This window comes from Uliginosibacterium sp. sgz301328 (genome assembly GCF_041807905.1).
GTDB lineage: Bacteria > Pseudomonadota > Gammaproteobacteria > Burkholderiales > Rhodocyclaceae > JBGVSA01.
Genome location: NZ_JBGVSA010000022.1, coordinates 15,356 through 27,183, shown reverse-complemented (window position 1 = coordinate 27,183; position 11,828 = coordinate 15,356). Strand labels below are relative to the sequence as shown.

The following is an 11,828-nucleotide window of genomic DNA, read 5'->3' as shown; positions in this document are numbered from 1 at the left end:
AGTGCCCATGTGGTTTGTCGACGTCTTCTCAACGTATCTGTACGGGCTGAAGCTGATCGCTTTGGTGGTGGCGACGGCGATGTTCGTGAGCGGACTCGACGACCTGTTCATCGACGTGACGTACTGGGTGCGCCGCCTGTGGCGCGCGGTCACCGTTTATCGCGAGCACCCGCGCCTGTCGCACATGGCGCTGTACGAACCGGTCGAGAAACCGCTGGCGATCATGGTGCCGGCGTGGCACGAGACGGGCGTCATCGGCAAGATGGCCGAACTGGCGGCGACCACATTCGACTACGAGAACTATCACATCTTCATCGGCACCTATCCGAACGATCCGGACACGCAGCGCGACGTGGATGAGGTGTGCGCACGCTTTCCGAACGTCCACAAAGTGGTGTGCGCGCGGCCTGGGCCGACCAGCAAAGCCGACTGTCTGAACAACGTGCTCGATGCGATCTTCCAGTTCGAAGGGCGCGCCAATCTCGAATTCGCCGGCTTCATCCTGCATGACGCGGAGGACGTCACCTCCGACATGGAGCTGCGCCTGTTCAACTATCTTGTCGACCGCAAGGATCTCATCCAACTGCCGGTGTATCCGTTCGAGCGCACGTGGTGGAACTTCACCAGCCTGCATTACCTCGATGAATTCGCCGAGCTGCACGGCAAGGACGTGCTGGTGCGCGAAGCGGTTGCCGGCCAGGTGCCCAGCGCCGGCGTGGGAACGTGCTTCAGCCGGCGCGCGATCATGGCGCTGCTGGCCGAAGGCGACGGTATCGCCTTTGACGTGCAGAGTCTGACCGAGGACTACGACATCGGCTTCCGCCTCAAGGCCAAGGGGATGAGCGAAATTTTCGTGCGCTTCCCCGTGGTGCGCGGCAAGGAAACGAGTGGCCGCGTCGGGCGCAGCCGGCGCGATGCAAGCGTCATCTGCGTGCGCGAGTACTTCCCCGATACTCTGCAGACCGCCGTGCGGCAGAAGTCGCGCTGGATCATCGGCATCGTGTACCAAGGATTCAAGACGCACAAATGGACCGACAGTCTGTCGCTCAATTACTTCCTGTGGCGCGACCGCAAGGGGGCGATCAGCAATTTCGTGAGCTTCATCGCCTCGCTGATCCTTCTGCAACTGGTGGTGCTCGGCATCTACCAGGCCGTGTGGCCGGACGCCTATCAGTTCCTGTCGATCTTCGGCGACAGCCAACTGCTCATGTCGCTGCTGTGGGTGAATTTCTTCCTGATGGCCAACCGCATGTTGCAGCGGGTCATCTTCGTGTCGAGCTATTACGGACTGTTCCAGGGGCTGATGTCCTTGCCGCGCCTGTTCTGGGGCAACCTGATCAACTTCCTCGCCAACTGGCGCGCCATCCGTCAGATCGTCCAGCACGGTGACCCGCGCCGCGTGGCGTGGGACAAGACCACGCACCACTTTCCCAGCGTCGGGGGCGAGAACCGCGCACGTCGTCCACTGGGCAGCATTCTGGTGGAGCAGGGCGCGATCACCGAAGCTCAACTGCAAAAGGCCCTCACACACGCCTCGCGCGGTCTGCGCCTGGGGGCGTGGCTGGTGCATGAAGGCGTCATCACGGCCGAACAACTGGCGGCGGCGGTGGCCGTGCAAAGCCACGTGGGATGGGAAGACATCGACGCTTACGCCATCGATCCGGCGCTGATTGAATCCGTCCCGGCGGCAGTTGCACTGCACTACGCGGTGCTGCCATTGCGACGCGAGAAAAGCGTGCTCGTCGTCGGCAGCGAGTCGGATATCGATCCAGTGTCGCTCTCCGCCCTGGCGCGCAAGTTGCGCGGCGAGGTCCGGTACGTCATCGTACCCAAGGGGCGCGTCACCGTCGGCCTGCGTCACTGGTACGCCCGCAACCGCGAGGACGATCCGCGCGCGCTCATCGATGCCGCCGTGCGCAGCGGTGTCTTGGCGGCCGATCGCGCCCCGACGCTGTGGCAGCGCTACATGGACCGGCAGGTGCTGTTCGCCGAAGTCCTCATGTCGCTCGGCCACATCGATGGCGCCGCGCTCAAGGCCCTGCTGCTGCAACACGAACGCACCGACCTGCAACTCGGGTCTTTTCTGGTCAACGAAGGCGTGGTGAGCGCCGAGACCCTCGACGAAGTGTTGCGCGTCCAGCGCACGCTGCAACCTTCGATGCACAAGATGCTGCGCGACGCAGGCGTGTCGCTGCCGCCTTCGATGGTGTTGGCATGAGGCTGCGCCTGGCATTGATCCCTGCCGTCGTCGCGGCCCTGTTCGTCGGGCAGTCGCAGGCAGCGTCCTCGGCCGATACCGACCGTTTCGATCTGGGGGCGGACGTCACGCCGTACCGCCGCTTTCTCATCTATCCGCACGTTGAAAAGGCGCAGGCGGCATTGCGCCGTGGCGACACCGCGCAGGCCGTGCGCGAATTCGAGCGCGCCCGTCAGCTCGCCCCGCAGAACGCCACCATCGCGCTGCAACTGGCAGAGGCGTATCGCGCCAACGGCACCCCCGAACGCGCACGTGGGTTGCTTGAAGCGCAGCGCAGCTACACGCCGCAGGACGCGCGCATTGACGCCGCATTGTCGGCCTTCGGGCAGTCCGTTTCCGCACCGTCCGCCGCGACTTCCGCGAGCACGCCTGCCGAGCCGTCGCCGCCCGGATTGATGCCGTTGGCAGTCCCGCAGCGCCCGGGCCCATTGTCCGAAGCCTTGCTTGCCGTGCAGGCGGGCGACCTGGCGAGCGCCGAACGGGCACTGGGCGACAGGGGTTTTGCCAACAGTGGCGAAGGCATCCAATTGCGTCGCGCCATCGCCCAGCGCGCGATCTACCTGGGCGATTGGGTGCGTGCCGATGCGCAATTGCAGTCGCTGTCCGGTCTGGGCGAGGCGACGCGCGCCGAACAAGCGCAATGGCTGCGTGTGCTCTTGCAACGCGGCAAGACCACCGAGGCCGTAGCGCTCCAGCAAGGCGCCGGCCTGTTCGACGCCGAACTGCAACTCGCTGTTGCCCAGGCGCTCGCCGCGCAGGGGAACGGCGCCGCGCTGGAGCGCTACATGGCATCCCGCAGTCCGTCGTTTTCGCGAGCGCAGGATGAACGGCAATGGATGGTGTTGCTTGGACGCGTGGCGTCGTCCGATCTGGCGCCTCTGCGATCATACGAACCGCGCTTTGTCGAAAACCGTGGGCTGCGCGCCAACATGCTGGTGCCCCGCTTATTGTCGGCCGGCGATGTGACGGGCGCTGCGCGCATTTTGTCGATCTTGCCGGACAACGCTTTGCTCGACAGCCGGTTCGAAGTGGCGCTGCGCCAGGGACAACTCGATTCCGCCGGCCGCTACGCCGCCACGCTGCAACGCCAGCGCCCCGACGACATGGCCTTGCTCGACAGCCTCAGCTACCGGCTGTTCGACAAGCACGCCGACACGGCCGCATTTGCCTTGTTGATGGAAGCCTATCCGTTCACGAAGGCCGACGTCGCGCAACGTGCTGCGCTGGTCAGCCGCGTCTTCTCGTTGATGTCGCGCGATGCCTCGTTGGCTTCCGCCACGCAGCGAAAGATGCTGTCTCAACCGCTCCGGCCCGATGCGCTGCGTAGTGTGCAGGTTACCCACTTTGCCGCCGAGCGTGATTGCGATGCGATTTTATCGCTGCTCGATTCGCTGGCAGGGAACGGCTACAGCGCCGCCGACTGGATGGCGCTGGGCCAGTGCTACCAGCATGAAAAACCGGGTCTGGCCGAATACGCATTCGAGCGCGCCCAGCATGCACAGGGTGGCGCGGCGACCACTCGTGCGCTGGCCTACCAGGCCTTCGCCACCCACGACTATGCGACCGCGCTGGGGGCATGGCGCGAAGTGCCTGCCGCCGACATGGGCCCGGCCGAATACCTCGCCGCCGCGACGACCGCCGTGGCCGCCGACGATCCTGCGCAGGCAGACGTCTGGCTCGACGGATACGCCGCCTCCGGTGCGGTGCAGGATGCTGCGTACTGGTCGCTGCGTGCCCAGGCCGGGGCATCACGCGACGGCAACGCCGCGTACCAGGACCTGCAGCGCGCCATCGCGCTGCGGCCCGATGCCAGTCTGTATGCGCGCATGGCGTCGGTCGACTCGGCGCGCGGCGACAGGCGCAGTGCGGTGACGAATCTCGAACACGCTGTGGCGCTGGACCCGGACAATGCCGAGCTGGCGGCCTCGCTCGGCCATGCCTATGCAAGCGCTGGCCGTCCGGCCGATGCGCGAACGCAGCTCGAACGGGCCGCCGTCGTGTACCCGGATGACGTCGCCATCACGCAGGCGCTGGTCTACGCCAACCAACGGCTGGCCGACAACACGGCCGCGCGGCGCTATGCGCGTCAGGCGGTCGATGATCTGAAGCGCGATGACCCACGCGTCGATGGCCGTAGCGACGAGATTGCCGACCGCGAATTCGGCTTGCGTCGGCTGCACGAAGACCTTGCGCGGCGCTGGACATTCAGCGCCGATGCCTGGGGCGGTTCGCAGAACGCCTCGGCCATCAACGCCTCGCAGCCCGGCGTGGGTTATCGAAGTTTTGCGCAATTGGCGGCGGAGTATCGCCTGGGGCGCGAACCGATCCGCGATGGACGCACGCTGTCTGCTTACGCTCGCGTGTTCGCGGGCGACGGCGGTCGCGATACGCCGCTGCCGGTGTACGCGCCGATGCTGGGGGCGGGGCTGAGCTGGAAACCCTGGCGCTCGCAGGTCATTTACTTCGCAGCCGAACAGCAAGTGCCGCTCGACAACGACGAACAGACCAAGGCGGACGTCATGCTGCGCGCCAGTGCATCATTCTTCAATGCGGGGCGCTTCAGCGACGACTGGCACCCATCGGGGCGCGGCTGGATGGCGCAGAACCTGTACCTGGACGTTGCCCATTACGTGCGCGCTGACCGCAACGCTTTCACCGCCGATTACCGGGCGAGCTGGCACCAGAAGGTGTTTCGCGGCGCGCAGACGATCGAACCCTATGGGCGTGCGCAGTACAACTTCATCAACGACAACGACTATGGTTTCCAGCGCGACGTGCGCATCGGTGTGGGCGTGCGCTGGAACTGGTGGTACGGACAGACCCGCTACGACGCCTATCGTCATCGCACGAGTTTCGGCATTGAATTCCAGCATGCCTTCCAGACTTATCAGGACGGTAAGGGCGCCGACAGCCTGTTGCTGACCTTTGGAGGACGCTGGTAATGGCTTGTACGTGGGTTCGTCTGCTTCGCCTCGCTGCCTGCCTTGCCCTCGCTTTGCCCCTGTGGGCACAGGCCATGACCGGCATCATCTACCAGCCGCAGTTGCGCGACATGGAAGTGCCGGCCGAGCGCTGGCCCGCCATCTTCGCCGCCGTGCGGGCACAGGGCATCGATACGCTCGTGGTGCAATGGGGACGCTATGGCGACGCCTTCGCGGACAAGGCTTCATTCGCCTGGCTGGTGCTGCGGGTGCAGGAAGCACGTGCAGCGGGTCTGAATATTGTCGCGGGGCTGTCGGCCGACCCGGATTTCTTCGAGCGGCAGCAGCAACCCGGCAACGTGTTGGGCGGTTATTTCCGCCGCATGGCCGATGACAACCGCACGCTGGCGCAGCGCTGGATCGCCGCAATCGGCAAGGACGCCATCGCCGGCTGGTATCTGCCGATCGAGATTGACGACAAACGCTGGCGCGACGACAGTGCGGCTGACGTAGTGGCGCTGCATCTCGCGCGCGAAGTCGGCTTTCTGCGGACGCTGGGCGAGCGGCCGGTGTACGTCACAAGCTTTTTCGTCGGCAACATGGCGCCGGATCGCTATGCCGGTCTGCTGGCCCGGCTGAGCGCGACGGGCGTCAACCTGTGGGTGCAGGACGGTGCCGGGGTAGGGCGCCTGCGCCCATCGGAGCGCGCCCTGTACCTGGACGCCATCGCGCACCGCAATGCAGCAAGCGGCACGGTGTTCGAGATTTTCCGCTCGACCGGCGATGCCTCGGCCTTCCGCGCCGAGCCGCTGCCGCCCGCCGAGGCAGCCGCCATTCTGGCGCGCCGCACCGATGGCAAGGACAGCGTCTTCTTCTCCCTGCGTTACCTTCCCGCCATCGGCGGCGCCTTGCCCTATTGAGCTGCGCGCCGCCGGCCGGCGCTGTCGCCGTATGTCGACATGCAGGCACGCGGCGGTGCGCCTGGGCCGAAGCTCCAAGAGAGCTGATGATTGGCTTTCTTGCGGACGCTCACGCTGGCCCACGCGGCAAAACCTTTTGGCGGAATCCGTGTCATTACGTGAAATACCCGCTGGCGCACTTTGCCCGCCTCGTAGCAAGATGCAGGGCAACAGGCACGTTAATCGCTTCCTTTCGCTCACTACCGGGCGCATCCGCAGATGCACCAACGGGTGCCTTTCTTGTGTCCAAAACGGTTGTCATATGGATGACATCAAACTGTCACAGAATCTGGGACTTCCGAGTCCCTCAGAGATAAGCGAAGACATGATCCCCGCAGAGGTGAGACGCGTAGCGTCCTTCGATCAACTGATCAACCGCGAACTGTCATTGCTGGAATTTCAGCGCCGCGTGCTGGCGCAGGCCGCCGATGAGCGCGTGCCGCTGCTCGAAAGACTCAAATTCCTGTGCATCGTGTCCAGCAACCTGGACGAGTTCTTCGAAATCCGCGTGGCCGGCGTCAAGGAACAGATCAAGTCCGGTACCGTCTCGGCCGGCGGCATCGCGCCACAGGCACTTTACAAACTGATCAGCACCGAAGTGCACGACATCGTGGCCGAACAGTACAGGCTGCTCAACGATGTCATCCTCCCGGCGATGGCGCGGGAGGGAATCGTCTTCCTGCGCCGCTCTCTGTGGACCGACGCCCAGCGCGAATGGATTCGCGAATACTTCGTCAAGGAAGTCCAGCCGGTACTCACGCCGGTCGGGCTTGATCCGGCGCACCCGTTCCCACGCGTGCTCAACAAGACGCTCAACTTTGCGGTGGAACTCGAAGGCCGCGACGCTTTCGGGCGCAATTCAGGTGCCGCCATCGTGCAGGCGCCGCGCGTGCTGCCGCGTGTCATCCGCCTGCCGCGCGAGCTGACCGGCGTCGATTACGGCTCGGTGTTCCTGTCGTCGATCCTGCACGCCCACGTCGGTGATCTGTTCGGCGGCATGTGCGTGCTGGGCTGCTACCAGTTCCGCGTCACCCGCAACAGCGACCTCTTCGTCGATGAAGAAGAAGTGAAAGACCTGCGCACCACATTGCAGGGCGAATTGCAGCAGCGCAATTACGGCGGCGCGGTACGGCTTGAAGTCGCCGACAATTGCTCGCCGCAGATGAGTGACTTCCTGCTGCAGCAATTCGGCTTGTCGAACGAAGCGCTGTACCGCGTGCCGGGTATCGTGAACCTGGTGCGCCTCATGCAGGTGCCGGACTGGGTCAATCGCCCCGACCTCAAGTACCCGCCGTTCCAGCCCTCGGTGCCTGCGGTGCTGAGCGCACACAGCGACATCTTCGCTGCCATCCGCAAGCAGGATGTATTGCTGCACCACCCGTTCCAGAGCTTTACGCCGGTCGTCGATCTATTGCACGCCGCGGCGGACGACCCGCAAGTCGCCGCCATCCGCATGACGGTGTATCGCACCGGCACCGATTCGGTACTGATGGAGCAACTCGTGCGCGCCGCGCGCAAGGGTAAGGAAGTCAACGTCGTCGTCGAACTGATGGCGCGCTTTGACGAAGAAGCCAACATCAACTGGGCGGCGCGGCTGGAAGAGGCGGGTGCCCACGTGGTGTACGGCGTTTTCGGCTACAAGACGCACGCCAAGATGCTGCTCATCGTGCGCCGCGAAGACGACGAGCGCGGCCGCAGCGTCCTGCGCCGCTACGTGCACCTGGGCACCGGCAACTATCACCCGCGCACGGCGCGCTTCTACACCGACTTCGGCCTGCTCACGGCCAACGAAGAAATCGGCGCGGACGTACACGAAGTCTTCAAGCAGCTCACCGGCCTGGGCCGCGCCGAAGCGCTGCGCCACCTGTGGCAGGCGCCGTTCTCGTTGCAGCCCAACGTCGTGGCCGCCATCGACCAGGAGGCCGCCAACGCCCGTGCCGGCAAACGCGCCAAAATCATCGCCAAAATGAACGCGCTGCTCGAGGGCGAAGTCATCCAGGCGCTGTACGACGCCTCGTCCGCCGGCGTGGATATCGAACTCATCGTGCGCGGCCCCTGCGCGCTGCGCCCGGGTGTGCCCGGCCTGTCGGAGAACATTCGCGTGCGCTCGATCGTCGGCCGCTTCCTGGAGCATTCGCGCGTGTTCTACTTCCTCGCCGACGGCGAAGAAAAGGTCTACATGTCCAGCGCCGACTGGATGGAGCGCAACTTCTTCCGACGCATCGAAGTGGCTTTCCCCGTGCTCGATCCCAAGCTCAAGCGCCGCGTCATCAAGGAAGGCCTGCGCGCCTACCTGGGCGACAACTGTCAGGCGTGGGAACTGGACGGCGAATCCGCCAACTACCGCCGCCGCAGCGCACGCGGCGCCCGCCGTTGCGCGCAGGAAATCCTCCTGCACGAAATCGCGGAGAAGCAGTCGTCGGGGAAGTAAGTCGTTGTGCGGACAGGCGTCAAGCCCGCGCCTTGCATGGGACGCGTCGAAAAGTGGCGCCGGTTCTGGACAGATGGCGAATCGCTGCTATAATCCCGCTCCTGTGTCGGGGCGTAGCGCAGCCTGGTAGCGCACTTGCATGGGGTGCAAGGGGTCGCGAGTTCGAATCCCGCCGCCCCGACCAATCGAACCAAACAAAAAGGCCAATCTTCGGATTGGCCTTTTTGTTTTCTATCGCAGCCCGCCTCCCGGGCTGCGGATTTCACCCAAACAACTTGTTCGCCGTCTCGGCAATCAACTGCCCTTGATGGCGGGCGCCTTCGAGGTCGATCTGGCTGGGTTGGCGCTGGCCTTGGCCACCGGCGATGGTGGTGGCGCCGTAGGGGCTGCCGCCGACGATTTCATCCAGCGACATCTGCCCTTGGTGGCTGTAGGGTAGGCCGACGACGACCATGCCGAAGTGCAGCAGGTTGGCGATCACTGAGAACAACGTCATTTCCTGCCCACCGTGCTGCGTGGCGGTCGAGGTGAATGCGCCGCCGACCTTGCCGTGGAGTGCGCCGCGCATCCACAGGCCGCCGGCCTGGTCGAGGAATGCCGCCATTTGCGAGGGCACGCGGCCGAAGCGCGTGGGGCAGCCGACGATGATTGCGTCATAGGCTTCGAGATCATCGATCTTGGCGATCGGCGCGGCCTGGTCGAGCTTGAAGTGGGCGGCTTTGGCGACGTCCGGCGGCGCGGTTTCGGGGACGCGTTTGATGTCCACGGTGGCGCCTGCGGAGCGTGCGCCTTCTGCAATGGTGCCGGCCATGGTTTCGATGTGGCCGTAGGTGGAGTAGTAGAGGACGAGGACTTTCGACATGCATGGCTCCCATGTAGTGCGCCCATACCGCCGCCGGCGCATCGAGATCCCTTGGCGCGAGGGATGAGGTGGTCACTCCAAATTAGGTAGTAAATCGTCCTGCCGCCATGCGGATTACGTGGACAAGAAAAGAGCCGGATATGCGTCCGGCTCTTTTTTCACGCGAAGTGGATCAGGCGCGATCAGCCGTCGATGCGGATCTGGATGTTGTTGCCGTTGTAGATCGGCGTGGCCTTGAAGCCGTCGACCGTGACCGTGGCGAACGTGCCGCTGCGGCTGCCAGCCGTGATCACGTTGAGCACATCGCCCACAGCCGGGGCGTAGCCCTTGGCGAAAGTGACGTGCAGCGTGCCGCCGACGATGGTCATCGCTCCGCTGACTGCGAGGCGACCTTGCGAGCCGCTACCCAGGTTGAGTTCCAGCGTGCCGTTTGCCAGTTGCGAGTACTTGCCGCCGACCGTCAGCGTGCCACCTGCAGCCACCTTGACCGTGCCGCCGCTCACGTAGACGTCGCCCTTGCCGAAGGCGTTGGCCGATGCGCCGGCCAGCGTGCCTGCCGCGACGATTGCGCCGCCGGTCCAGGTGTTGGCGCCCGCCAGCGTCAGCGTGCCGGAGCCTTTCTTGGTCAGCAGGCCGCCACCGGCGATGTCGTTCTTCCAACTGTCCGCGGCGGAAAAGCCCCCCTGCGCGGCGTCCATGGTCACCGTGACGTCGCCGTTGAAGGCGCCGTACCCGTCCGCTGCGGCGAACAGGTTCAGGCGACCCCAGCCTTCGTCATCGTTGGCGAGCGGGTAGCCGGAGTCGATTTCGGTGGTCTTGAGCACGACGCGGCGCTGGGCGGCAGTCAGGTACGGCTGGCGCGTTTCCAGCAGCACCTCGGCGCCTTTCGGTACGGTGGCAGCAGCGCTGGTGGCGCTAATCTTCGGCAGGTTGTACGTCATGCGTTGGTTGTAGAAGGCCTTGTTGGCCGCGTAGTCAGCGAAGCGATCCGTGCTGGTGGTGCCCGAATGCGCAACCGCGTTCAGCTCGCTGAAGCTGCTCACGCCGGCCTGCTTCTGCAGGTAAGCCTGCGCCTGGTTGTAGGCGGCCGTTTTGGCGTTGGCGGTGTAGTAGCTGAAGTTATTCAGGTTGTACGCAACGACCGCCGTGGCGTGGATGCGGCCGCCCATCACATCCAGCGGCGAATGCATGCCGGCCAGAATGCGGTTCTCGCCCATCTCCATCGCTCGCGTGACAAGTTCCTGGTAGCGCTGCGGCACCAGGTAGGCCATGGTCAGCGTGTCGCGCCAGGCTTCGGCCGTGTGGCCACTCGGAAAGCCGCCATCGGTCGACGGCGTGGTGCTCTTGGCGTTTTCCAGCGACGGCGCAACGACCGCTTGCGCATTGAACACAGCGGGCTGGGCCGCCGTCCAGCGGTACGGGCGCGCGTACTTGTAGAAGCGCTTGGGCGGTTCGGTCGAACCCGAATCCAGGTTGGCGATGAAGTCGACGGCCAGGCCGAGATTGGTGTTGCTGGCGCTGCCCACACCGATGTTGTTGCCGCCGTCATTGATCGCGGCCGCGCCGTTGTCGGCGGGCAACGCGGTGACGGTGGTCGTCTGCTGCGTGCCGGCGCGCCATGCGGCGGTCAGCGGACCCATGCCGTCCGAGACGCTGTAGCCCTTGCCGCGGCGGTCGTCCAGGTAGGCCGCGAGTTCCTGCGCGCTGGTACGGCTATTGGTCACCGTGGCCACGTAGTTGATGTTGGCCAGGTGGACGGCGCTGTTCTTGACCGTGCCGTCGGTGGCGTCGCCCGGGATTCCCGTCCATGTCGATGGGGTGACCGCGGCGCAACCATTGGCGGCCGACAGCGTCACACCGGCGTCGACGATCAGCGAGCTGGGCGTCCATACATCGAGAAAGCCCTTCAGCACACGCGCACCGGCGTTGGTGTTGAGCGTGACCATGCATGGATCATTGCGCTGGTTGGTCGCGCCCGTGTCGACGTAGGCAAGGCCGCCCGGAACGGCTGCGATCTCTTCTGCGCCGAGGCCGGTGGGGGCCGCGGGCGCCACGACCGCCGGGCTCGTGCCATCTGCGGTGTCGTTGCTATTGTCATCGCTGCCGCACGCGGCGAGTGCGAATGCCGCCAGGATGAGGGACAAAAGGGTGGCCACCGGGAAGGGCCGGACGTTCTGCTGCATTTCTGGTGTGCTCCGCTAGAGGTGATTTCAAGCGGTCACGAGTGTATGAAGCGATTGCTAAGCCTTCATGACGACGTGTCGATATGCACCACGGGATGTCATGATGTGTGCATACTGGCCGTCGTGCGCAGTACTGCACACCGTGACGCGTTCGGCCGAGCCCACTCCGGTAGGAAAGGGTTCCCTGGACTATGATCGAGTGGTCCGGAGCAGGC

Annotated in this window: 6 protein-coding genes and 1 tRNA gene; 5 read left to right on the top strand and 2 right to left on the bottom strand. The window is 64.9% G+C overall.

Annotated features, from left to right (window positions below; all coding sequences use genetic code 11):
• Positions 1–7 precede the first annotated feature (7 nt).
• From nrfB to ACDA63_RS15645, 5 genes are all read left to right on the top strand, one after another.
• Positions 8–2,218: a cyclic di-3',5'-guanylate-activated glycosyltransferase NrfB gene (nrfB, locus tag ACDA63_RS15665; protein ID WP_373664216.1), complete on the top strand. Its 2,211-nt coding sequence runs from the start codon at positions 8–10 to the stop codon at positions 2,216–2,218.
• Complete coding sequence (locus ACDA63_RS15660; protein ID WP_373664215.1) at positions 2,215–5,199, top strand: tetratricopeptide repeat protein; 2,985 nt, start codon at positions 2,215–2,217, stop codon at positions 5,197–5,199. Before nrfB ends, ACDA63_RS15660 begins: the two co-directional genes overlap by 4 nt.
• Positions 5,199–6,098 carry a DUF4434 domain-containing protein gene (locus tag ACDA63_RS15655; RefSeq protein WP_373664214.1) on the top strand — a complete coding sequence of 300 codons (900 nt, stop codon included), beginning with the start codon at positions 5,199–5,201 and terminating at the stop codon, positions 6,096–6,098. The genes ACDA63_RS15660 and ACDA63_RS15655 overlap by 1 nt, the downstream gene beginning before the upstream one ends.
• Positions 6,099–6,462: 364 nt before the next feature.
• Entirely contained in the window at positions 6,463–8,568 is a 2,106-nt protein-coding gene (ppk1, locus tag ACDA63_RS15650) for a polyphosphate kinase 1 (protein ID WP_373664213.1), read from the top strand.
• Positions 8,569–8,675: 107 nt separating this feature from the next.
• Positions 8,676–8,752: transfer RNA gene (locus ACDA63_RS15645), tRNA-Pro, on the top strand.
• Between the two features lie 78 nt (positions 8,753–8,830).
• Here the strand turns inward: ACDA63_RS15645 and wrbA are convergent.
• On the bottom strand, positions 8,831–9,430 hold the full coding sequence (gene wrbA, locus ACDA63_RS15640) for an NAD(P)H:quinone oxidoreductase (protein ID WP_373664212.1): 600 nt from the start codon (positions 9,428–9,430) through the stop codon (positions 8,831–8,833).
• 182 nt (positions 9,431–9,612) lie between these two features.
• Positions 9,613–11,613: a phosphatase PAP2 family protein gene (locus ACDA63_RS15635; RefSeq protein WP_373664211.1), complete on the bottom strand. Its 2,001-nt coding sequence runs from the start codon at positions 11,611–11,613 to the stop codon at positions 9,613–9,615.
• Positions 11,614–11,828: the final 215 nt, after the last annotated feature.

What these genes read in the sequence shown, in the direction of transcription:
- nrfB (WP_373664216.1), top strand. Translation starts at nt 8, where the DNA reads ATGTGGTTTGTCGACGTCTTCTCAACGTATCTGTACGGGCTGAAGCTG.
- ACDA63_RS15660 (WP_373664215.1), top strand. Translation starts at nt 2,215, where the DNA reads ATGAGGCTGCGCCTGGCATTGATCCCTGCCGTCGTCGCGGCCCTGTTC.
- ACDA63_RS15655 (WP_373664214.1), top strand. Translation starts at nt 5,199, where the DNA reads ATGGCTTGTACGTGGGTTCGTCTGCTTCGCCTCGCTGCCTGCCTTGCC.
- ppk1 (WP_373664213.1), top strand. Translation starts at nt 6,463, where the DNA reads ATGATCCCCGCAGAGGTGAGACGCGTAGCGTCCTTCGATCAACTGATC.
- wrbA (WP_373664212.1), bottom strand. Translation starts at nt 9,430, where the DNA reads ATGTCGAAAGTCCTCGTCCTCTACTACTCCACCTACGGCCACATCGAA.
- ACDA63_RS15635 (WP_373664211.1), bottom strand. Translation starts at nt 11,613, where the DNA reads ATGCAGCAGAACGTCCGGCCCTTCCCGGTGGCCACCCTTTTGTCCCTC.